This window comes from Nocardia arseniciresistens (assembly GCF_046764875.1).
In the GTDB taxonomy this organism is placed as follows: Bacteria; Actinomycetota; Actinomycetes; order Mycobacteriales; family Mycobacteriaceae; genus Nocardia; species Nocardia arseniciresistens.
Map to the genome: position 1 here is coordinate 37,855 of NZ_JBKORD010000029.1, position 20,788 is coordinate 58,642.

21 protein-coding genes and 1 tRNA gene are annotated in these 20,788 nt (G+C 65.7%); 15 read left to right on the forward strand and 7 right to left on the reverse strand.

All coding sequences use genetic code 11. The annotated features are described in order from the left end of the window. Nucleotides 1-8 precede the first annotated feature (8 nt). Genes ACLMAJ_RS36355 through ACLMAJ_RS36390 form a run of 8 tightly spaced genes read left to right on the forward strand, consistent with a single transcriptional unit; the run spans nt 9 to nt 8,482 of the window. A complete protein-coding gene (locus tag ACLMAJ_RS36355; RefSeq protein ID WP_412018479.1) occupies nt 9-1,187 on the forward strand; it encodes an MCE family protein in 1,179 nt (392 codons plus the stop codon). Continuing rightward, nucleotides 1,184-2,212: an MCE family protein gene (locus ACLMAJ_RS36360; RefSeq protein WP_412018449.1), complete on the forward strand. Its 1,029-nt coding sequence runs from the start codon at nt 1,184-1,186 to the stop codon at nt 2,210-2,212. Before ACLMAJ_RS36355 ends, ACLMAJ_RS36360 begins: the two co-directional genes overlap by 4 nt. After that, nucleotides 2,209-3,273, forward strand: coding sequence for an MCE family protein (locus ACLMAJ_RS36365; protein WP_412018450.1), 1,065 nt, complete (start codon nt 2,209-2,211; stop codon nt 3,271-3,273). Before ACLMAJ_RS36360 ends, ACLMAJ_RS36365 begins: the two co-directional genes overlap by 4 nt. Then, nucleotides 3,270-4,532: an MCE family protein gene (locus ACLMAJ_RS36370; RefSeq protein WP_412018451.1), complete on the forward strand. Its 1,263-nt coding sequence runs from the start codon at nt 3,270-3,272 to the stop codon at nt 4,530-4,532. Before ACLMAJ_RS36365 ends, ACLMAJ_RS36370 begins: the two co-directional genes overlap by 4 nt. Next, the gene (locus tag ACLMAJ_RS36375; protein WP_412018452.1) at nt 4,529-5,782 is read left to right on the forward strand and encodes an MCE family protein; all 1,254 of its coding nucleotides are present in this window, start codon (nt 4,529-4,531) and stop codon (nt 5,780-5,782) included. The genes ACLMAJ_RS36370 and ACLMAJ_RS36375 overlap by 4 nt, the downstream gene beginning before the upstream one ends. After that, the gene (locus ACLMAJ_RS36380; RefSeq protein WP_412018453.1) at nt 5,779-7,206 is read left to right on the forward strand and encodes an MCE family protein; all 1,428 of its coding nucleotides are present in this window, start codon (nt 5,779-5,781) and stop codon (nt 7,204-7,206) included. Before ACLMAJ_RS36375 ends, ACLMAJ_RS36380 begins: the two co-directional genes overlap by 4 nt. Further along, nucleotides 7,203-7,997 (forward strand): hypothetical protein, encoded by a 795-nt coding sequence (locus ACLMAJ_RS36385; RefSeq protein WP_412018454.1) that lies wholly within the window; start codon nt 7,203-7,205, stop codon nt 7,995-7,997. Before ACLMAJ_RS36380 ends, ACLMAJ_RS36385 begins: the two co-directional genes overlap by 4 nt. Then, the gene (locus ACLMAJ_RS36390) at nt 7,994-8,482 is read left to right on the forward strand and encodes a h domain protein (protein WP_412018455.1); all 489 of its coding nucleotides are present in this window, start codon (nt 7,994-7,996) and stop codon (nt 8,480-8,482) included. Before ACLMAJ_RS36385 ends, ACLMAJ_RS36390 begins: the two co-directional genes overlap by 4 nt. Nucleotides 8,483-8,504: 22 nt before the next feature. On the opposite strand, the gene ACLMAJ_RS36395 is transcribed toward ACLMAJ_RS36390, so the two are convergent. The 4 genes from ACLMAJ_RS36395 to ACLMAJ_RS36410 form a co-directional block, all read right to left on the reverse strand. Then, nucleotides 8,505-10,001, reverse strand: a complete 1,497-nt coding sequence (locus tag ACLMAJ_RS36395; RefSeq protein ID WP_412018456.1) for a sensor histidine kinase — start codon at nt 9,999-10,001, stop codon at nt 8,505-8,507. Then, on the reverse strand, nt 9,998-10,732 hold the full coding sequence (locus ACLMAJ_RS36400) for a response regulator transcription factor (protein ID WP_412018457.1): 735 nt from the start codon (nt 10,730-10,732) through the stop codon (nt 9,998-10,000). The genes ACLMAJ_RS36395 and ACLMAJ_RS36400 overlap by 4 nt, the downstream gene beginning before the upstream one ends. Before the next feature lie 70 nt (nt 10,733-10,802). Further along, complete coding sequence (locus ACLMAJ_RS36405) at nt 10,803-12,353, reverse strand: alpha,alpha-trehalose-phosphate synthase (UDP-forming) (RefSeq protein ID WP_412018480.1); 1,551 nt, start codon at nt 12,351-12,353, stop codon at nt 10,803-10,805. A gap of 103 nt (nt 12,354-12,456) precedes the next feature. Next, the gene (locus ACLMAJ_RS36410) at nt 12,457-12,630 is read right to left on the reverse strand and encodes a hypothetical protein (protein WP_412018458.1); all 174 of its coding nucleotides are present in this window, start codon (nt 12,628-12,630) and stop codon (nt 12,457-12,459) included. A 166-nt stretch (nt 12,631-12,796) separates the two neighbouring features. On the opposite strand from ACLMAJ_RS36410, the gene ACLMAJ_RS36415 reads away from it, so the two are divergent. The 3 genes from ACLMAJ_RS36415 (at nt 12,797) to ACLMAJ_RS36425 (ending at nt 14,192) form a co-directional block, all read left to right on the forward strand. After that, on the forward strand, nt 12,797-13,630 hold the full coding sequence (locus tag ACLMAJ_RS36415) for an alpha/beta fold hydrolase (RefSeq protein WP_412018459.1): 834 nt from the start codon (nt 12,797-12,799) through the stop codon (nt 13,628-13,630). A 130-nt stretch (nt 13,631-13,760) separates the two neighbouring features. Beyond that, a complete protein-coding gene (locus ACLMAJ_RS36420) occupies nt 13,761-14,003 on the forward strand; it encodes an MbtH family protein (protein ID WP_011207082.1) in 243 nt (80 codons plus the stop codon). Between the two features lie 117 nt (nt 14,004-14,120). Beyond that, a tRNA-Thr gene (locus ACLMAJ_RS36425) sits at nt 14,121-14,192 on the forward strand. A 70-nt stretch (nt 14,193-14,262) separates the two neighbouring features. Here the strand turns inward: ACLMAJ_RS36425 and ACLMAJ_RS36430 are convergent. Then, nucleotides 14,263-14,688, reverse strand: coding sequence for an HIT family protein (locus ACLMAJ_RS36430; protein WP_412018460.1), 426 nt, complete (start codon nt 14,686-14,688; stop codon nt 14,263-14,265). Nucleotides 14,689-14,817: 129 nt separating this feature from the next. Here ACLMAJ_RS36430 and ACLMAJ_RS36435 point away from each other — a divergent pair, with 129 nt between their 5' ends. After that, on the forward strand, nt 14,818-15,882 hold the full coding sequence (locus ACLMAJ_RS36435) for an alpha/beta fold hydrolase (protein WP_412018461.1): 1,065 nt from the start codon (nt 14,818-14,820) through the stop codon (nt 15,880-15,882). Nucleotides 15,883-15,913: 31 nt separating this feature from the next. Here ACLMAJ_RS36435 and ACLMAJ_RS36440 read toward each other — a convergent pair whose 3' ends face one another. After that, on the reverse strand, nt 15,914-16,291 hold the full coding sequence (locus tag ACLMAJ_RS36440; RefSeq protein ID WP_412018462.1) for a PH domain-containing protein: 378 nt from the start codon (nt 16,289-16,291) through the stop codon (nt 15,914-15,916). Nucleotides 16,292-16,474: 183 nt separating this feature from the next. On the opposite strand from ACLMAJ_RS36440, the gene purD reads away from it, so the two are divergent. Next, nucleotides 16,475-17,743, forward strand: coding sequence for a phosphoribosylamine--glycine ligase (gene purD / locus ACLMAJ_RS36445; protein WP_412018481.1), 1,269 nt, complete (start codon nt 16,475-16,477; stop codon nt 17,741-17,743). 6 nt (nt 17,744-17,749) lie between these two features. On the opposite strand, the gene ACLMAJ_RS36450 is transcribed toward purD, so the two are convergent. Then, on the reverse strand, nt 17,750-18,727 hold the full coding sequence (locus ACLMAJ_RS36450; protein ID WP_412018463.1) for a M23 family metallopeptidase: 978 nt from the start codon (nt 18,725-18,727) through the stop codon (nt 17,750-17,752). A gap of 83 nt (nt 18,728-18,810) precedes the next feature. Between ACLMAJ_RS36450 and ACLMAJ_RS36455 the strand changes: the two genes are divergently transcribed. Together ACLMAJ_RS36455 and ACLMAJ_RS36460 are read left to right on the forward strand one after the other, a co-directional pair. Then, a complete protein-coding gene (locus tag ACLMAJ_RS36455; protein ID WP_412018464.1) occupies nt 18,811-20,013 on the forward strand; it encodes a pyridoxal phosphate-dependent aminotransferase in 1,203 nt (400 codons plus the stop codon). 129 nt (nt 20,014-20,142) lie between these two features. Further along, the gene (locus tag ACLMAJ_RS36460) at nt 20,143-20,781 is read left to right on the forward strand and encodes a TetR/AcrR family transcriptional regulator (protein WP_412018465.1); all 639 of its coding nucleotides are present in this window, start codon (nt 20,143-20,145) and stop codon (nt 20,779-20,781) included. Nucleotides 20,782-20,788: the final 7 nt, after the last annotated feature.

Here is a 20,788-nt window from a genome sequence, read left to right on the forward strand (position 1 = left end):
CGGCAGCCATGCGCGGTGGGCTCGGCCTGAAACTGGCTGGCGCCGCGATGGTGCTGACTCTGGTCGCCATCGCGGCTCTCGCGATGGTCATGTTCGTCGGTGGTTTCACCAAGACGGTCACCATTACTGTCGACGCACCCCGTAGCGGTCTGGTTCTCGACCCCGACGCCAAGGTAAAGATGCGCGGGGTGGAGATCGGCCGAGTGTCGGGAATCGACCAGGTCGGTGACGGAGCCAAGATAAAGCTCGCGGTGGATCCCGGACTGCTGAAACTGGTTCCGTCCAACGCGGGCGTAGATATCAGGTCCACCACCGTATTCGGCGCGAAGTACATCAACTTCACGGTGCCGCAGCAGCCCTCGTCGACCTCGCTGAAACCGGGCGCGACCGTGGCCGCCGCCGCGGTGACCGTCGAATTCAACACGTTGTTCCAGCACCTGTCGGATCTGCTCGGCAAGATCGAGCCGGAGAAGCTGAACGCGACGATGTCCGCGCTCGGCACCGCATTGCAGGGGCGCGGCGAGAAGCTGGGTGATCTGCTCTCACGCAGCGACGCGTACCTGAAGGACATCAACCCGTATCTGCCTACACTGCAACAGGACCTGGTCAAGACGGCCGATGTCACCAATCTCTACGCCGACACCGTGCCCGACCTGCTGCGCACCGTCGACAACCTCATCACGACGAGCAATACCTTCGTCGACGAGCAGAGCAGCCTCGACAACGTGCTCGTGAATCTCGTCGGCCTCGCCGACACCACCGGTTCGGTGTTGCGGGAGAACGAGAATCGGCTCGTCACCGCGCTCGATCTACTGCGGCCGACGACGAGTCTGCTGTGGGAGTACGCCCCCGCGCTCGGCTGCATCATCAACGCCATCGGGCCGCTGATGCCGACCGCCGAGGCGATGTTCGGCGGCTTGAAGCCCGGCATCGGGATGAACACCAACTTCATGTTCGGCGCCAAGCCCTATACCTATCCGGATGATCTGCCGAAGGTGAATGCCACCGGCGGCCCGCACTGCGAAGGTGTCACGAACCGCGTGCCGGGCAGCCATGCCGACTACGTCGTCACCGATTCCAGCGAGGGCAAGGTGTACCAGCCCAACACGGGGTCGCCGCGACTCAACGAAGCGCCCAGGGTGTTCCAGCTACTGTTCGCCGGTCTGCCGGGGGTGGCCGCGCCGTGAAAAACACAGCAACAGCGGTCAAATTGGCCATCTTCACCCTGGTAATGGCTCTGATCTTCGCCGGGCTGACGGTCGTGTTCAGCCAGATGCGCTTCGCGAGGGCCAACGGATACCACGCGGTCTTCACCAGCTCGTCGGGGATGTTGCCCGGCTCGAAGGTGCGCATCGCCGGTGTGCCGGTCGGCTCGGTCAAGTCGATCAAGGTGGGCAAGGACCATCTCGCGCACGTCGAATTCGATGTCGACCGCAAGTACCGGTTGCTCGCGAGCACCCGCGCGACGATCAAGTACGAAAACCTGGTCGGTGACCGGTACATGGAACTGCTCGAGGGCCCTGGCACGACGCAGGTGCTCGGCGACGGCGCCACCATCGCCAAGGAACAGACCGCGCCCGCGCTCGACCTGGACATGCTGCTCGGCGGATTCAAGCCGCTGATCCGTGGCCTCGACCCGGGCCAGGTGAACGACCTGACCAGTGCGTTGCTCCAGATCTTCCAAGGCCAGGGCGGCACGCTGGTACAGCTGCTCAACAGCGGCGGCTCCTTCGCCAAGACCCTCGCCGACCGCGACGAGTTGATCGGCAATGTGATCAACAACCTGAACACGGTGTTGCAGACCATCGACCAGCGCGGCGATCAGTTCGCAACAACACTCGACGAATTGCAGCGCCTTGTCAGCGGTTTGGCCGCCGAGCGGGACCCGATCGGCGACGCGCTGCCCCGGATCGCGGGAGCCACGCAAGACCTCACCGAACTACTCGGTCAGGCGCGCCCCGATCTGCGCGGCACCATCGAGCAGACCGGACGCCTCGCCAGCAATCTCGACGGCGGTTCGGACACCTTGCAGTGGGTGCTGGCGCGGCTGCCCGACACCTACAAGAAGCTCATTCGCATCGGCGCCTACGGCTCGTTCCTACAGCTCTATATCTGCGGCACGAACATGCTGGTGGACGGTCCTGACGGCAAGCAGATCGAGATCAACCTGCCAGGGGAGCAGCAGACCGGAAGGTGTGCGCCGAACCAATGAACGAGAAGCGATCCCCCCTCATCACCATCGGTGTCGTCGGCCTCGTCGTCGCGATCGCGGTGGCGCTGTCGGCACTGCAATTCGACCGGCTGCCGTTCATCCGCGGTGGCTCGACCTTCACGGCCTTTTTCTCCGATGCGGGCGGTTTGGTGCCGGGCGATCCGGTGCAGGTCGCCGGGGTGCGTTCGGGCCGGGTGGAGGACGTCCAGCTGGACGGCGCCAAGGTGCTGGTCCGATTCACCCTCGACGAGTCGATCGTCTTGGGCCAGAAGACCTCCGCCGCGATCAAGACGAACACCGTGCTCGGACGCAAGTCGCTCGAGGTAGCGCCGGAAGGTACCGGCGCGTTGCGTACCGACGACACGATTCCGTTGGACCGCACCACCTCTCCGTATTCGCTCAACGACGCGCTCGGCGATCTCGGTCGTACGGTGCACGGGCTGGATATGGACCAGGTCGACAAGACCCTCGACGCGCTGTCGGAGACCTTCGCCGACACTCCCGCTCCGCTGCGGTCCGCATTGGACGGCGTAACCGCGTTGTCGCGCAGCATCAACGCGCGTGATCAGGCGCTTTCGGAGCTGTTGGCCCGTGCGCAGAACGTCACGAAGATCCTCGCCGACCGCAGCAATCAGATCAATGCGCTGCTGCTGGACGGCAATAACCTGCTCGGCGAGCTCGATCGCCGCCGCGGCGCGATCGCGCAGCTGATCGTCTATGTGAACGGGGTGGCCAAGCAGTTGTCCGGACTGGTCGCCGACAACGAGGCGCAGATGAAACCCGCACTGGACAAGCTGAACTCAGTGCTCGCGCTGTTGCAGCGCAATAAGCAGAACATCAGTGACGCGCTCGACGGGCTCGGACCGTATGCGGCTGCCCTCGGTGAACAGGTCGGCAACGGTCCCTGGTTCAACGCCTATGTGGTGAACGCGTCCAGTACGGAACTGCAGCCGCTCGTCGACGCCTTGGTGTGGCCGGAGCATCTCCCGGAGGATCTGCGCAATATCTTCACGAACCCGGGGCCCTCGATCGGGCCCGCAGTCCAGGAGCCGCCGCGATGAGCATGCTGACGAATGTTCGGAAGCTACCGCGCTGGGTGCTGATCGTCGCGGGAGTGCTGGTCGCCGCCCTGGTATTGGCCGGTGCGTACACCGGCATCAGCCGGATCGGGAAGACCACCATCACCGCGTATTTCCCGTCGACGAACGGGTTGTACGCGGGCGACGATGTGCGCGTGCTCGGGGTGAGGGTCGGCAGCATCGATTCGATCGAGCCGGGCCGCGACCGGGCGAGGGTGCGGGTGACCATCGATCGGGGTATCGATATCCCCGCCGACGCACGCGCGGTGATCATTTCGCCGTCGCTGGTCTCGGCCAGGTTCATTCAGCTCGCGCCCGCCTACACCGGCGGACCGAAGATGCGCGACGGCGCGGAGATCGGGATCGATCGCACGGCCGTGCCCGTCGAGTGGGACGACATCAAGGCCGAACTGTCCAAATTGTCGACAACTCTCGGGCCGGTCGGCAGTGACACCCAAGGCTCGTTCGGACGCTTCGTCAATACCGCCGCCGACAATTTGGACGGCAACGGCCAGAAGCTGCGCGACACGTTGCGTGAGCTTTCGGCGACATTGAGCACGCTCTCGGACGGCCGCACCGACCTTTTCGGCACCATCCGGAACTTGCAGAAGTTCGTCGAGGTGCTCTCGTCGAGCAACGAACAGATCGTGCAGTTCGGCGGCAGGCTCGCCTCGGTGTCCTCGGTGCTGGCAGGCGTCTCCTCGGATCTCGGTGCCGGACTGGACAACCTGGACACTGCCCTGGCCGATGTGAAGCGCTTCCTCGAGGGCAGCGGCACCGAACTCACCGAAGGGGTGCAGCGGCTTGCCGACGTCACACAGACTCTGGTGGACAAGCAGCCGGAGCTGGAGCGGGTGCTGCACTCGGGACCGACGGCGCTGGTGAACTTCTATCAGATCTACAAGCCCGCCACCGGAACTGTCACTGGAGCCATCGCACTGAACAACACCGCGGATCCGCTCAGCTTCCTGTGCGGATCGATCCGGGCCATCGAGGACAACGATTCCGGCCGCTCCGCCGATCTGTGCGCCCAGTACCTGGCGCCCGTGATCAGCTCGCTGGCCATGAATTACGCGCCGATCCTGCTGAATCCGGCTACCAGCGTGACCGCGTTCCCGAACCAGTTGGTGTACAGCCCACCGAGCCTGGCCGAGCGGGCGCCGACGGCCGCGCCGCAGCAGGCGCCGGTGACCGTGCCGAGTGGCCTGGCTGGACTGGCCATTCCGGGAGGAGGGCGATGATGCGACCGCGTTCGATACGCCGGATAGGCGCCCTCGCAGTCGGCGTAGCCGTGACACTCGGCGTATCCGGGTGTCAGTGGGACGGCCTGAACTCACTGCCGATGCCCGGCACCGAGGGGACCGGCGCCGGCTCCTATCAGGTGCGTATCCAGATGCCGAATGTGACGACGCTGACCCGGAATTCACCGGTTCGGGTGGACGACGTTTCGGTCGGAACGGTATCCAAGATCGAGGTGGAGGGCTGGCACGCACTGGTCACCGTCTCGCTCAACCCCGATGTGAAGCTCCCAGCCAACGCGGTCGCGAAGATCGGCCAGACCAGCTTGCTCGGTAGCAATCACGTCGAGCTGGCCGTACCGACCGATGTCGCGCCGCAGGGACAACTGCACAACGGCGACCTCATTCCGCTGGAGCGAGCAGGCACCTACCCGAGCACCGAGCAGGTCCTCTCCTCGTTGTCGGTGGTGCTCAACGGCGGTGGCATTTCCCAGCTCGAGACGATCACCCGCGAGCTCAATTCCGCTCTGCACGGTCGCGAAAACGACATCCGCGATCTGCTTCCGCAGCTGGCCGAGCTCACCACCAACCTCGACGCGCAGCGCAACGACATCATCTCGGCGATGAGCGGATTGGATCGCCTCGGCGGCCAACTGGTCCAGCAGAAAGATGTGCTCGCCACCGCCATCGAGCAGATCCACCCCGCGCTGACCGTGCTCGCCGATCGCACCGCGAAAATCAGCACGGCGATCACCGCGCTCGGCGAGCTGAGCGATGTCACGTCTCGGATCGTCGCCGCGAGTGGCGAGAACCTGAAGTCGAATCTGCGCAGCCTCGCGCCGTTGCTACAGACGCTCGCCGATACCGGCAACAATCTCATCGAGGCGCTCAAGATCTTGCCGACCTTCCCGTTCCCGATGAAGAACCTCGACAACGCGATCAAGGGCGACTACCTCAATCTGTACATCACCATGGATCTGACCGCGAAGCGGCTGGATACCAACTGGCTCACCGGAACACCGCTCGGCGGTCGGTTCGGCGGCGTCGAAGGTGTGCTCGGTGGCTTCGCGCCCGATACGGCAACGCAGAGCGGAAACCCGGCGACCGGGCCACTGCAACCGCCGCCCGCCGCCCAGGGCCGGCCGACACCGACTATCCCCGGCTTGCCGCCGATACCGGGGCTGCCCGCGATTCCAGGACTGACCGTTCCGTTGCCGGGAGCCACTGCGCCACAAGGGGGTCCTGGCCGATGACGCTCACCAGATTCGTCCGCATCCAGCTGTCGATCTTCGCCGTGCTCACGGTGGTCGGCCTGGTGGTGATGGGCGGAATGTATGTCAAGCTGCCTGCGATGTTCGGCATCGGACGCTATGACGTGACCGTGCAACTCGACGCGACCGGCGGCCTTTACCAGCAGGCGAACGTCGCCTATCGCGGCACGAATGTCGGTGTGGTCAAGGAAGTTCGGCTGACCTCCGACGGCGTCGAGGCGAAACTGTCCATCGCCAGCGACTACAAGATCCCGGTCGATGTGAATGCCTGGGTGCGCAGCGTTTCCGCGATCGGTGAGCAGTACGTCGACCTGGTGCCCGTCGATCAGCCGAAGGGCGGGAACCTGGCCGACGGCTCGGTGATTCCGGTGGAGCGCACCAAGTTGCCGCAGGATGTCGGAACGCTGCTCGACCAGTCCGACCGGCTGCTGTCCAGTGTCGCCGACACCAGGCTGCGCCAGGTGATCGACGAGGCATTCCATGCCTTCAACGGCGCGGGTCCCGATCTGCAACGGTTCATCGATTCGGCGGCCCTGCTGGTGCAGGAGGCACAGAACAGCGCGGACCCGACCAAGAAGCTGCTGGACCAGATCGGCCCGCTGCTCGATACCCAAACGCAGTCCGATGGGAACATCCGTTCGTGGACAAGCGATTTGGCTACGGTGACCGATCAACTGCGGGCGCACGATCCAGCGTTGCGCAATCTGCTTCGCGACGGTCCCGCCGCGATGCAAAAGGTCAGCGCGCAGTTCAGCGATCTGAGACCCACACTGCCGTTGTTGTTGCGGAACCTGGTGAGCCTGGGGCAGGTCGCCGTCACGTATCACGCTGGATTAGAACAACTTCTGGTGGTCTTTCCGCCGCTGATCGCGGCATTGCAGACCATTATTCGTGGACCGCTGGAGTACGGCGTGATGGTCGACTTCATGGCCGTTGTCAACGATCCGCCCGCCTGCACCACTGGATTCCTGCCCGCCGATCAGCGCCGCTCGCCGAGTGAGCTGGACTCCATCGGCACGCCGCCCGGTCTGTACTGCAAGGTGCCGCAGGATTCACCGATCGAGGTGCGCGGTATCCGCAACACCCCCTGCATGGAAGTTCCCGGCGTACGCGCGCCGACACCGGAGCTTTGCCGCACCGGGTACGTACCGGAAGGCAATAACCCGCCGTTCGGTCCGGTGCAGCCGGTCGCTCCCGCGAGTGCGCCCCGCGCGCCTGACGCGGTGCCGGTCGCTCCCGCGAGCTACGGTGGCGGGACACCGGCGGCAGCCAAGCCCTATGACCCTTCCACCGGCGTTTACACCGGCACCGATGGCCGCACCTACCGACAAGGCGACGTCGCGCCCGGCGGATCGGGAACGGTACCGTCGAGCTGGCAGGCAATGCTCGAGGAGCAGCAACGATGAATGAGATGAACGAGGATTCGCACCGCGGGCGCCGCCGCGCGGTGCGCTCGGCAGGGCCTCCCGTCGAGGAGAACGAGACTTTCAGCGAGTCGGCGACCCCAGCCGAGTCGGCGACCCCGACCGAGCCGGTGGGTACCGCGGGCGTGACCCCGCCGGTCGCCGAGATCGCCGCCACTGCTGCGGCCGGTGTGAAAGCCGATTCGACGTCGGCCGAAGGCGGCCAGGTCGACCTGGGTAAAACCCGGGCGGAAACCACAAAAGACGCCGATGAAGAGGATGCTTCCCCGCAGGCCGCGGAATCGAAGTCGCGTCGCACCCGCATTCTCGCCGCGGTCGCATGCGCCGTTGTCGCGATCGCCGCGGTGGTCGGCGCGGGCTGGTCGGTCATGGCGATGAAGTCCGTCGACGACCGCGATGCTCGCCGCACCGAGTACACCCAGACCGCCAGGCAGGCGATTCTCAACCTGACCACCATCAGGGCCGATTCCGCCAAGGAAGACATCGACCGGATCCTTTCGGTCGCATCCGGCCAGTTCAAGACCGAATTCGATGGTCGGGTCGATCCGTTCCTGAATATCGTGAAAGAGGCCAAGGTCGTCTCCAACGGCGAGATCGTCGAGGCTGCGGTCGAGAGCGACGACGAGAACTCGGCGAAGATTCTGGTCGCCGCCAAGCAGACACTGACCAACGCGGGTCAGGCCGAGCCGCAGACGCGGTTCTACCGGTTCCGGGTCACGGTGACCCGCGGCGATTCCGGGCTGTCCGCTTCCAACGTGGAGTTCGTGGGATGAGTGGACTACGAGGCAAGATCCTGCTCGCGGTGGCAGCCATCATTGTGATCGTCGCGGGAATTGTGGGCGGTATCAATGGATTCCGATACTGGGACGATCGGCAGTCCGAGCAGTCGCGCGCCGAAGCGGTCGACGCGGCCGACCGAACGGTCACCGCGATGTTCACCTACGACTTCAAGACGGTGGACACCGAGCTGCCGAAGGCGGCCGATCAACTGTCCCCGAGCTTCCGCGACGACTATCTGAAGCTGATCAAGCAGGCCATCGCGCCGGGCGCGAAGGAAAAGCAGCTCACCGTCAAGGCGACCACCGAGGCGAGCGGCGTGGTTTCCGCCGATCGCTCGCGTGCGGTGGTTCTGATGTTCCTCAACCAGGTCACGACCAGTCAGGAATCGCCGCAGGGCACTTCGACCGGCAGCCGCGTCAGGGTGAATCTGGACAAGAGCGACGACCACTGGCTGGTTTCCCAGGTCACGCCGATCTGAGCCGGCGCACCGGCGGCAGAGTTCACCGGGCGGCGTCCCTGGGCAGTCGCACGGTGAAGGTAGTGCCCACCCCGGGGGTGCTGTCGACACTCACCGCGCCTTCGTGTGCGGCAACCAGGGCCTGCACGATGGAAAGGCCGAGGCCGGTGCCGCCGCTGGCTCGGGTGCGTGAGGTATCGGTGCGGTAGAAGCGTTCGAAGACACGTTCGGCCTGGTCGGTGGGGAGGCCGGGGCCGGTGTCGGCGACCTCGAGGATGACCTCGTCGAATTCCGGCGTCAGCCGAACCTTCACCTCGGCGTCCGGCGGGGTGTGGGTGAGTGCGTTGTTCAGCAGGTTGCCGAGGACTTGACGCAGCCGCTCCTCATCGCCGGTCACCTCCAATGTGCCTTCGCCGGAACGGATTTCCAGTTCGATGGAGCGGCGCGGACCGTCCGGGTCCGAGGCGGCGGCCATCGCGCGCGCGTTGTGCACGGCATCGCTCGCGACGGCGAGCAGATCGACAGTGCCCTGCTTCAGCGGTCGCTGCGCGTCGAGACGGGCCAGCATCAGCAGGTCTTCCACGAGCAGGCCCATCCGTTGGGCCTCGCGTTCGATCCGGTCCATGAACAGGGCGGGGTCGGTGTTCGCGCCCTGGCGGTAGAGCTCGGCAAAGCCGCGAATCGTGGTCAGCGGCGTGCGCAGCTCGTGGCTGGCGTCGGCGACGAAGCGACGCATCTTCGCCTCGGAGCGCCGCGCGGCGGCCTCGGAAGCCTCGGTCGCCGCGAAGGCGCTCTGGATCTGGGCGAGCATGCCGTTGAGCGATCGGGACAGCTGGTCGACCTCGGTGTTGTTGCCGCGCACCGGAACTCGGCGGGTCAGGTCACCGGCGGCGATCGCGGCCGCGGTCTTCTCGACCCCGCGCAGTGGCCGCAGGCTGCGTCGGATCACGAAGTAAGCGGCCACCGCGAGCGCGGCAAGGACCGCCGCGCCGACGATCAGTTGCAGCATGAGCAGTCGGCGCACGGTCTCGATGTTCTGGGTCAGCGGCAGGGCCACCGTCGTGGTCGACTCCTGTGTTTTGATGGTTACGGTCCGCCACTGGACCGACGCTCCGTTCTTGGAGCCGACCGTGGCCGGTGCGGTGATGCCGATGATCCCCGGCGGGGGATCGCGGTCGGTCCGCCACTGCGGCGGGTCCGCAAGCGCGGGTTCGGCGTCCACATTGAACGGTCTTGTCTCGAGCTGGATGCCGCTGCTCGTATTCGGCACGGACCGGATGAAGAAGGCGCTCGGCAGGTGCGGCGGGTTCGATGGTGCCGGCCGCGGTGGCCGCGTCCAAGCCATCGAAGCTTCGCGCAATTGCTGATCGGTGCGACGCATCAGCGAATTCTCCAGGGCGGAGGTGACCACCATTCCGGAGGCGAGCAGCCCGAGCCCGGCCAGGACAACAAGGGCGAGCACCAATGTCACGCGCAGCGGGATCGCCGACCATGCGCGTGCGAGTCTGCGACGGGTCTTGCGAATCCGCCGTTCGGTCACTTATCGGCCTGCCGGGCGCGATTGGGCGCGCGCATCACATAGCCGACACCTCGAAGCGTGTGAATCAGTGGCTGATCCCCGGTATCGACCTTCTTGCGCAGATAGGACACGTAGGTCTCCACGACGCCGACCTCGCCGCCGAAGTCATAGCGCCACACGTGATCCAGAATGCGCGGCTTGCTCAGCACGGTCCCCGCGTTCACCATGAAGTAACGCAACAGCGTGAATTCGGTGGGGGACAACGGAACCGGTTCGCCCGCCTTCCACACCTCGTGGGTGTCGTCGTCGAGTTCGATGTCCTCGAACCGAATTCGCGGACTCTCCCGTATCGGCGTGTGCTGACCGGACCTGCGCAGCACGACCCGCAGCCTGGCCACCACTTCCTCGAGCCTGAAGGGCTTGGTGATGTAATCGTCGGCACCGAGGGTGAGCCCGGCGACCTTGTCCTGCACATCGTCTCGTGCGGTGAGGAAGAGCACGGGCGCGTCGATGCCGTCGGCGCGCAGCCTGCGCAACAGTCCGAAACCGTCCATCCCCGGCATCATCACATCGACGATCATGGCCTGCGGACGGAAGCTGCGGGCCTTGTCGAGCGCCTGTGCGCCGTCCACAGCGGTATCCACCTCGAACCCCTGGTAGCGCAGACTCACCGAAAGCAACTCCACGATCATCGGCTCGTCGTCCACCACAAGGACCCGAGCCTTGGGTGTGCTCTCCGCAGGCGCGCTCATCATCACATCGTCCGACACCCGGCTGATAACTCGCTGGACCTTGGCTGGGTGATTCCTGTGAACAACGGCTTCATCTACGCGGTGAGTGCGATTCCGGGAAGGTGTCGTCGTCGCTGAGCAGGGCGCTGCCCGCGACCTGATCCTGGGCCAGTGCTTCCAGGAAGGAGCGGGCCCAGCGATCCACGTCGTGGGCGAGGACTTGGCGGCGCAGCGAGCGCATGCGACGGCGCTTGGTGTCGCGGTCGTCCTCGAGTGCGGAGACAATGGCGTCTTTCACACTGTCGAGGTCGTGTGGGTTGCACAGGTAGGACTGACGCAGTTCGGCTGCGGCGCCGGTGAATTCACTCAGGACGAGTGCACCGTTGAGGCCGCTGTGGCAGGCCACATATTCCTTGGCGACCAGGTTCATGCCGTCGCGCAGCGGGGTCACCAGCATGACGTCGGCGGCCACGAAGAAGGCGAGGAGTTCCTCGCGAGCGATGGGGCGGTGCAGATAGTGCACCACCGGGTGGCCGACCTGGGAGAACTCACCGTTGATCCGGCCGACCTGGCGCTCGATATCGCCACGCATCTGGATGTAGCTGTCCACCCGCTCGCGGCTCGGTGTCGCCAGCTGGACCATGACCGTCTCTTCCGGATCGATCCGGCCCTCGACCAGCAGTTCCTCCAGCGCGCCGAGCCGGATGTCGATGCCCTTGGTGTAGTCGAGCCGGTCGACGCCGAGCAGGATGTTCTTCGGGTTGCCGAGCTCGGCGCGGATCTTCGCGGCGCGTTCGCGCACCGATCTGCGCCGGGCGTGTTCGTCGAGTTCGGCGGAGGCGATCGAGATCGGGAACGCGCCAACCCGGACGGTACGGAAACCGACCTGTACAACACCGAGCTTGGAGCGCACGCCGACGGTGCCGCGGGAGGTGGGCTGCCCGGCGAGCCGCCTTGCCAGATACAGGAAGTTCTGCGCGCCGCCGGGCAGGTGGAAGCCGATCAGATCGGCGCCGAGCAGGCCATCGATGATCTCGGCCCGCCACGGCATCTGCATGAACAACTCGACCGGGGGGAACGGGATGTGCAGGAAGAAGCCGATGGTCAGATCGGGGCGCAGCATCCGAAGCATCTTCGGCACCAGCTGCAGCTGGTAGTCCTGCACCCACACGGTCGCGCCCTCGGCGGCCACCTTCGCGGTCGCCTCGGCGAAGCGGCGGTTCACCTGTACGTACGCCGACCACCAGCTGCGGTCGTAGACCGGTCGCACGATCACATCGTGGTAGAGCGGCCACAGGGTGCCGTTGGAGAAGCCTTCGTAGTAGTCGGAGACCTCTTTGGCGGTGAGCGGCACCGGGTGTAGCTCCAGGCCGTCCTCGATGATCGGGTCGACGTCGATATCGGGCACGCCTGCCCAGCCGACCCACGCACCCTTGTTGCTGCGCAGCACCGGCTCCAGCGCGGTGACCAGGCCGCCGGGGCTGCGCTTCCAGCGAGTCGAGCCATCCGGCAGCCGCTCGAGGTCTACCGGAAGCCGATTGGCGACAACGACGAAACCGGAGCCTGCGCCGTTCGTCTCGGTGTGGCCCTGCACTGGTTCCGGCAGGACGTGTTCGGAGTCGTCGGACAGCTGATCGGTCATCTGGTCCACCCACGCATCCTTTGCGGCGTCGCTTATCCCGCTGCAGTTATAGGTTTCGTCGACGGCGCCGTTGTCGTCGAGCTCGATCTGGTCGGCTCGGTCGCTATTCGACTCGCGCGGTCGGTGGTGCGATGCCGAGCATCGACAACAGCATCCGGCACTCGTCGGCGTCCTCCGCGTACGCGGCGACGACGCGCTGCGCCTGGCGGGCAGTCTCGTCGGCGAGTGGTTCCAGATCGTCGTCCGCGATGTCGTTCGCGCTGCCCTTCGCGGCCATCTTCTTGTCCTCCCGGCTCGTTACGCTCGTACGTGCGAGTAGTCAATGGTATCCGGACCTGGTGCGGGCGCGCCGCACCCGGGATAGCAGTTCGCCCGGCCGGTGTGGCAGCTCGGTGCGCCCTATACCGTTGGGGCCTCGCACCACTCCACGAAAGGGTTCGAAGATGCCGCTGGCGACGGTGAATGGAATTTCCCTCAACTACCAGGTCAAGGGCGACCGAACCAAGGCAGCGCAGACGCCGGGATCGGCGCCGCTTGTCGTGATGATCATGGGGACCGGTAGCCCGGGCCGGGTCTGGGAGTTGCATCAGGTTCCTGCGCTGATCGCCGCGGGATATCGGGTGTGTACCTTCGACAATCGCGGAATCGCGCCCTCTTTCGAGGCCGCGTCCGGTATGACGATCGACCAGCTGGCCGCCGATACCGCCGGGCTCATCGAACTGCTCGATGAGGGCCCCGCGCTCGTTGTCGGCACCTCGATGGGGGCTCGGGTGGCCCAGGAGCTGGCGCTTGCCCGCCCCGAGCTGGTCCGTAAGGCCGCGTTCATGGCCGGTCACGGCCGGCTCGACCAGTTTCAGAAGACACTCTCGCTCGGCGAGCACGAGCTCGACGCGAGCGGGGTGAAGTTGCCTGCGAAGTATGAGGCCGCGGTGACCGCCGTGATGAACCTTTCGCCCGCCACACTTGCCGATCCGAACTCCGCGCGCGACTGGCTCGATCTGTTCGAATTCACCAACGGCCCGGTCACGCCGGGTATCCGCGCGCAGCGCAGGATGGACCACGATTTCGACAGGGTGCAGGCCTATCGCGGGATCAAGGTGCCGTGTCTGTCCATCGGATTCGCCGATGATCGGATGATCCCGCCCTATCTGTCGCGCGAGGTCGCCGAGGTCATTCCTGGTGCGCGCTACCAGGAGGTTCCCGATGCGGGCCATTACGGCTACCTCGAGCGTCCCGAAGCGGTTAACAAGATCCTGCTCGATTTTTTCGGGGCCTGAGGTAACTACCAACACGTAACGTCTACCTTGCTAGGGTCGACACATCGCTCGGGGACTTCCGACGCTTCAGCAGCGGCGGACCGACCCACGAGCCAGTCCCGTACATGCGCCAGTATCCAGTGAGGTGAACTTGAGCACCAACCCCTTCGATGACGAAGACGGCCGCTTCTTCGTCCTGGTCAACGATGAAGAGCAGCATTCGCTGTGGCCGGCCTTCGCGGAGGTTCCGGCCGGATGGCGAGTCGTTTTCGGCGAGGACAGCCGCGCTGCCTGCGTCGAGTACGTCGAAAAGAATTGGACCGATATGCGTCCGAAGAGCCTGCGCGACGCGATGGCCGCCGATGACGCGGCCCGACAGGGCGCCCAGTCCTGACCCGCGGTACCCAGCTGGATACCGCCGCAGGGACGTTCGACGAACCGCCGCCTGTGTGGCACCGTAATGCGGTGTCACACAGTCGGTGTGTCCGGTTATGATGGTCACCGTTTTCCCGCCTCCATAGCTCAGTGGTAGAGCACTCGCCTTGTAAGCGAAAGGTCGTCAGTTCAATCCTGACTGGGGGCTCGATCGAAAGGGCGGTCAGCGCGCAACTTTGCGCCTGACCGCCCTTTCGGCTTTTCCGTACATGACGAGGTCAGTCGGGAACGTTCGCGCCGTAGCCGAGGTCGCGCAGCGCCTGCTTGATCTTGGTCTGCGCTTCGTCGAGGGATTCGGGGGAGGGGTTGGGGTCGGCACCCGAGATGTCGAAATTGCCCATCGTGAATGCCGGGAAGACGTGCACGTGCAGGTGCGGTACTTCTAGGCCCGCGATGAGGAGTCCGGCGCGCGGGGCATCCCATGCCTGCCGTACGGCCTGCCCGATCTTCTGGGCGACGGCGTTGAGTCGGGCGAAGGTATCGGCGTCGATGTCCTGCCACTGGTCGATTTCCTTGCGGGGCACCACAAGGGTGTGACCTTGGGTGACCGGCGCGATGGTCAGGAAACCGACGAAATCGTCGTCCTCCCAGACGAATCGGCCAGGCAGTTGACCGTCGATGATCGCACTGAAAACAGAAGCCATGCCCGCAGGCTACGCGCAGGCCGCTGGGTCGGCCGGTAGGTGTCGACCGGCCGCTTGATGTTGACGCTACCGTGAAACTGTGTCTAATATACACATATCAGTTTCCGATAGACACAGTTTAGGAATGACATGATCCCCATCGCACTCGCCGCAATCGCCGCCGCTCCCGCCGGTCTGCTCGGTCATCGCCAACTGCGTCGTCGCGGCAACGCGAAGGCGCTTCGTATCGACACCCCGAACGGCATCTCCGAAGCCGGATTCGTGCGCATCGGTGGGATCGACCAGTGGATCGAGATCCGGGGCGAGGACATGGCCAACCCGGTCCTGCTCGAGCTGCACGGTGGTCCCGGCGCCACCAACACCTTCTTCACCAACCGGACCCGCGAATGGGAGCGGCACTTCACCGTCGTTCGCTGGGACCAGCGCGGCTGCGGCAAGACCTTCGGTCGCGGAGAGCAGGGCGAGATGAGCTTCCATCGACTGTTCGCCGATGCGCTGGAGGTCACCGACTATGTGCGGCGCAGGCTGAGCACGGACAAGGTGGTGCTCGTCGGCAATTCCTTCGGGTCGGTGCTCGGCCTGCGCCTGGCGCGCGACCGCCCCGAGCTGTACTCGGCGTATGTCGGTGTCGATCAGAACATTTGCGGCACCGAGCTGGACGAGGGCGAGTTCCACGCGACCGTGCAGCGGCTACGCGAGAACGGAAAGCGTTCCGACGCAGCGAAATTGGAGCAGATCGGCCCGGATGCGACCAAGTGGTCGGCGACGGACTGGGGATTGCACGCCAGGCTGAAGACCGTCTCCGACCCCTTCCTCGCCAGCATGTTGAAGAAGCTGATACTCCCTTCGATGTGGTTCTCACCCCAGCACCGGCTGCGCGACCTGAAGGACTGCATGGACGGCATGAAGTTCGCCGAGCAGATCGGCGTCGAGTCCGTGCACTTCGATTCCTGGCGCGACGGAACCCGTTTCGAGATCCCGATCTTCATCTTCCACGGCGAACACGACATCCTGATGCCTGTCGAGCGCGCCCGTCGCTACTTCGGCGACGTGCAAGCGCCGCACAAGGAGTTCGCGCTGATCACCGACGCCACCCATTTCGCGGCGTTCTGGCAGCCCGAGCAGTTCCTCGAGTTGCTGTTGACCAGGGTGCGGCCGGTGCTGGCCGACGATCGGACATGGTTGCCCGCGTAGGCCTTTCGGCGGTGTGGGTCGTTCGCGCGACCTACACCGAGACGAAATGCGACAGGATGCCCTGCACCTCGTAGATATCGACCTGGCGGTTGAAGCGCTTCTGGATCGGCTCGTGCGAGCCCGAGATCCAGATGGACAGTTCGGCATCCAGGTCGAAGGTGCCTGCGGTCTCTACCGAGAAATGGGTGATCGCCCGGTAGGGAACGCTGTGATAGCTCACTTTTCGGCCGGAAAGCCCCTGCTTGTCGACCAGGATCAGTCGGCGGTTGGTGAACAGGATGGCATCGCGGACAAGCAGATACGCGGCGTAGATCTGCTCGCCGTTGCCGAGCAGTTTCGCGTATTCCGATTGCGCCTGGCCGGGATCGATCCGCCCGGCATTGCCCATCAGTCCGTCGATCAGACCCATTTCAGCACGTCCTTTGCGCAGTCAGGGTGCGGAGTGCGGCCGCGCTCGGCCCGCACCGGTGCTCTCTGCAACCATCATCCCTGTCTGTTTCACCGGCGGCGGAGAAGACGACATCTGATGTCGTATGTTCACTCCGCGGACTAGCCGGTCGCGCTGGAATCGGCACACTTTAAGCTGATGGCCGTGCGCGTACTCGTCATAGGTTCCGGAGCCCGTGAACATGCCCTCGTCCTGGCGCTGCGCCGGGACCCAGCGGTGAACGCGCTGTACGCGGCGCCGGGCAATGCCGGGATCGCCCAGCTCGCCGAGATCCGCCCCGTCGATCCGTGCTCGGCCGAAGCCGTCGTCGCGCTGGCCGCCGACCTGAACGCGGATCTCGTGGTGATCGGCCCCGAGGTGCCATTGGTGCTCGGCGTCGCCGACGCGGTGCGGGCCGCGGGCATCGCCTGCTTCGGTCCTTCTGCCTCGGCCGCGCGGATCGAGGGCTCCAAGGCCTTCGCCAAGGACGTCATGTCCGCGGCCGGGGTACGCACCGCGCACAGCGAGATCGTGGACACCCCCGCCGAACTCGATGACGCCCTCGACCGCTTCGGACCGACCTGGGTGGTGAAGGACGACGGCCTGGCCGCGGGCAAGGGCGTTGTGGTGACCGCGGACCGGCACGCGGCACGTGACCACGGTGCCGAGCTGCTCGAAAACGGTCACCCCGTGCTGTTGGAATCCTTTCTCGACGGGCCGGAGGTTTCGCTGTTCTGCCTGGTCGACGGCGAGACGGTAGTCCCACTGCTGCCCGCACAGGATCACAAGCGAGTCGGCGACGGCGACACCGGGCCGAACACCGGCGGCATGGGCGCCTACACGCCGCTGCCGTGGCTGCCCGAAGAGACGGTCACCGCGATCGTCGAGGACGTGGTCAAGCCGGTCGCCGCGGAAATGGTGCGGCGCGGAAGTGCCTTCTCCGGCCTGCTTTACGCGGGTCTCGCGATCGGCGCGGCGGGCCCGTCGGTCGTCGAGTTCAACTGTCGCTTCGGTGACCCCGAGACCCAGGCGGTGCTCGCGTTGCTGGAAAGCCCGCTCGCCGAGCTGCTGAACGCCACCGCTACCGGCACTCTCGCCCAGGTCGCCGCACCGCGCTGGCGCGACGGTTCTGCCATCACCGTGGTTGTCGCCGCCGAAAACTATCCGGGCCGTCCGCGCATCGGGGACGTCATCACCGGCGCCGGTGACGGCGACCGGGACGACTCCGCCGTGCTGCACGCGGGCACCGCGCAGCGCGAGGACGGTGCGCTGGTCTCCTCGGGCGGTCGCGTCCTCAGCGTCGTCGGCATCGGCGCCGACCTGTCCGAGGCCCGCGCGCACGCCTACGACCGCATCGCCTCGATCAAACTCCCCGGCAGCCACTACCGCACCGACATCGGCCTCGCCGCCGTCGAGGACCGCATCACGGTCTGACGCGGGTCAGCCGAAGGTGAGGCCGTGCACCGCGAGCCATTGCTGCGGGTCGACGTGCTGGCCGCCGAGGATCACCTCGAAGTGCAGGTGCGGCCCGGAAGAGTCGCCGCGGTTGCCCATGCGGGCGATCTGCATGCCCGCGGGGACGCGCTCGCCGACGGAAACGAAGAAGTCGTACATGTGCCCGTAAACGGTGATGCTGCCGTCGTCGTGCCGGATGCGCACCCATAGACCGAAGCCCTGGGCAGGGCCCGCGTCGATGACGGTGCCGTTGGCGACGGCGTAGATCGGGGTGCCGATCGGGCCCGCGATATCGATGCCGTTGTGGAAAGTGCCCCAGCGGGAACCGAAGCCGGAGGTGAAGGTGCCTCGGGTCGGCAGCACGAAACCGGTGATGCCGGGCAGCGCCGAGCCGGGCAGCACCGAGCCTGGCAGCACCGGCGCGCTGCCGGTCATCCACGGTTGCGGTTCCCCCGCCACCGCCGCGGCGGCCTCCGCCTTTGCGCGCTCGAGGGTGTTGCGCGCGGCGGCCGCGACCACCGCCTGCTCGCGCAGTTGCTCGCCGGTGGCGATCGCGTTGAGGTACCTGCGCACCGAGGGCGGGGTCGACTGCATCTGGATCGGGTAGGCGAAGGCGACACGTTGCGCTTCGGCCGTGCTGGGAACCCGATCGGTGATGCCCCAGGTGACCGACGAATCGGCGGCGGCGAATACCGCGGTCGCGCAGAGTCCGGCGATAAGGACCCGGTGTTTGCGAAAGAGCGCGCGATAGTCGGGCTCGTGCCGCCTGCGCCAGAGTTCGCGCAAGTCGGGCCGCGGCCGCAGGACCGGGTCGCGCAGTACCTGTCCGGCTCGCCGGATCAGTGCGCCCAGGTTTCGTTCGGGTCGCTCCGGCAGCTCGGCATGCCAATCCGGCGGAATGACAAAGATGCCACCCACTCCACGTACTCGTTCCAGCCCAGCGCGGCGAGCTTTGTCAAGCATCAACCCGACCATAGCCGCCCGGTCGGCCGACATCGCGAAGGCCAACCGCCTGAAGTCGGGTTCGACCATCTAACGTCTGTCGAGTGTCCAGAGAATCTCGCCGGTCGACCATTCCACCTTTTTATGTGATGGATGTCTGGAAAGCTGCCGCGGAGCGGGCCAGGTCGCACGGTGATGTGCTGGTGCTCGCGGCAGGGCAGCCCTCGACGCCGGCGCCGGCCCCGGTGCTTCGTGCGACGAAGGAAGCAATCGATTCCGAATTGCTGGGCTACACAGAGACTTTCGGAATCCTGCCGTTGCGGGAGGCGATTGCCGAGCATCATCGCGATACCTACGGCTACCAGGTCGGGGCCGACGACGTCGTCGTGACGACCGGTTCTTCCGGCGCTTTCACACTGATCTTCCTCGCCGCGTTCGATCCGGGCGACACCGTCGTGGTCGCCCGTCCCGGCTATCCGGCCTACCGAAACACCTTGGCGGCGCTCGGTTGTCGAGTTGTCGAGCTCGATTGCCGGGCCGAGACCAGGTTCCAGCCGACCGTGGCGATGCTGGAGGCGCTGCCGAGTCCGCCCGCGGGCCTGGTGGTGGCAAGCCCGGCCAATCCGACCGGCACCATGATCGAGCCCGCCGAACTCGCCGCACTCGCCCGTTGGTGTGACGCGCACGGAACGCTGCTGATCTCCGACGAGATCTACCACGGCATCACCTACGCGGGGGATACCGCGGCGACCTCCGACGCCGCCGGCGACTGCTTGCAGGTCGCTCGAAACAACTCCGCTTGGGAGACTTCGCCCGAATCGGTGGTGATCGGTTCGGTGTCGAAGTACTTCTCGATGACCGGCTGGCGCCTCGGCTGGATGCTCGCGCCGAGTGGGCTGCGCCCGGCGCTACAGCGACTTGCCTCGAATATGACGGTGTGCCCGCCCGCGATTTCGCAGTACGCGGCGCTGCACGCATTCGGCGCCGAGGCGAAGGCCGAGCTGGACGGGCACGTCCGGCGCTACGCGGTGAACCGGCGGCTGCTGCTCGACGGGCTCGCCGAACTCGGTATCACCGACCTGGCACCGGCCGACGGCGCCTTCTACGCCTACGCCGACATCGGCCACCTCACCGACGACGCCAGAAAGTGGTGCGCCGACGTACTCGATCACACCGGCGTCGCGCTCGCGCCCGGCATCGACTTCGACACCGCCGCTGGACATCGGACAGTGCGCTTCTCCTTTGCCGGAGCCACCGCGGACATCGAGGCGGCTCTGGTTCGCCTCGGTCACTATCTGCGTAGCTGATCCTCGTGTCCGGCAATGAGTTTGCACAGTTCGTCTCCGTGCGGGCCCGGATGCGGTAAAACAACGGATGGCTGGGTTTCCTCGCTGATTTCACACGGATGAACTGATGACGACTGGCACGATGGCACGGTGATAACCGCGACGACCCCGAAAGGCGAACGGCGTCGCCAGGCTCTGGTAGCGGCCGCCGCCGAGTTGTTACTCGAAGGCGGATTCGATGCGGTGCGGCATCGCTCTGTTGCGACGCGTGCCGATCTTCCTTTGGCGTCGACCACGTACTACTTCGAGTCGCTCGATGACCTGATCGCGCGGGCAGTCGAGTTCAGTGGCAACGCGGAGCTCGACGCGATGCGACACCGGGTCGGTGACGTCAGCCATCGACGCCGTGGCGCCGAGGCGACCGTTGATCTGATGCTCGATTTATTGGTGGGGACCGACGGCAGCGACGAAGACGCCCGTGGGCAGCTGATCGCGCGCTACGAGCGTTCGGTGGCCTCGGCGCGGCATCCCGAGCTGCGGGATGTGCAGCTACGACTGCGCGCTCAGCTCGATGATCTGCTGGCCGATGTGCTGCGCAGGTCGGATCGGTTGGTGCGGCCGGAGCAAATGCGCAGGCTGGTTGCCATTGTCGACGGCGCGGTCGTCGCGGCGCTGAGCGAATTGGACCCGGAGCCGAGGCGAATGGCACGCGGCGCACTGCTCGAGGTGATCGATGTCGTCGCGCCCGCTACGCCCCAGCAGATCGATAGATTTCGGGCACTAGACTGACAACTCG

Coding starts and splice junctions, on each gene's coding strand:
- ACLMAJ_RS36365 (WP_412018450.1), top strand. CDS start 2,209: ATGAACGAGAAGCGATCCCCCCTCATCACCATCGGTGTCGTCGGCCTC.
- ACLMAJ_RS36380 (WP_412018453.1), top strand. CDS start 5,779: ATGACGCTCACCAGATTCGTCCGCATCCAGCTGTCGATCTTCGCCGTG.
- ACLMAJ_RS36410 (WP_412018458.1), bottom strand. CDS start 12,630: ATGGCCGCGAAGGGCAGCGCGAACGACATCGCGGACGACGATCTGGAA.
- ACLMAJ_RS36415 (WP_412018459.1), top strand. CDS start 12,797: ATGCCGCTGGCGACGGTGAATGGAATTTCCCTCAACTACCAGGTCAAG.
- ACLMAJ_RS36375 (WP_412018452.1), top strand. CDS start 4,529: ATGATGCGACCGCGTTCGATACGCCGGATAGGCGCCCTCGCAGTCGGC.
- ACLMAJ_RS36430 (WP_412018460.1), bottom strand. CDS start 14,688: ATGGCTTCTGTTTTCAGTGCGATCATCGACGGTCAACTGCCTGGCCGA.
- ACLMAJ_RS36390 (WP_412018455.1), top strand. CDS start 7,994: ATGAGTGGACTACGAGGCAAGATCCTGCTCGCGGTGGCAGCCATCATT.
- ACLMAJ_RS36400 (WP_412018457.1), bottom strand. CDS start 10,732: ATGAGCGCGCCTGCGGAGAGCACACCCAAGGCTCGGGTCCTTGTGGTG.
- ACLMAJ_RS36440 (WP_412018462.1), bottom strand. CDS start 16,291: ATGGGTCTGATCGACGGACTGATGGGCAATGCCGGGCGGATCGATCCC.
- ACLMAJ_RS36355 (WP_412018479.1), top strand. CDS start 9: ATGCGCGGTGGGCTCGGCCTGAAACTGGCTGGCGCCGCGATGGTGCTG.
- ACLMAJ_RS36450 (WP_412018463.1), bottom strand. CDS start 18,727: ATGCTTGACAAAGCTCGCCGCGCTGGGCTGGAACGAGTACGTGGAGTG.
- ACLMAJ_RS36435 (WP_412018461.1), top strand. CDS start 14,818: ATGATCCCCATCGCACTCGCCGCAATCGCCGCCGCTCCCGCCGGTCTG.
- ACLMAJ_RS36405 (WP_412018480.1), bottom strand. CDS start 12,353: ATGACCGATCAGCTGTCCGACGACTCCGAACACGTCCTGCCGGAACCA.
- ACLMAJ_RS36370 (WP_412018451.1), top strand. CDS start 3,270: ATGAGCATGCTGACGAATGTTCGGAAGCTACCGCGCTGGGTGCTGATC.
- ACLMAJ_RS36385 (WP_412018454.1), top strand. CDS start 7,203: ATGAATGAGATGAACGAGGATTCGCACCGCGGGCGCCGCCGCGCGGTG.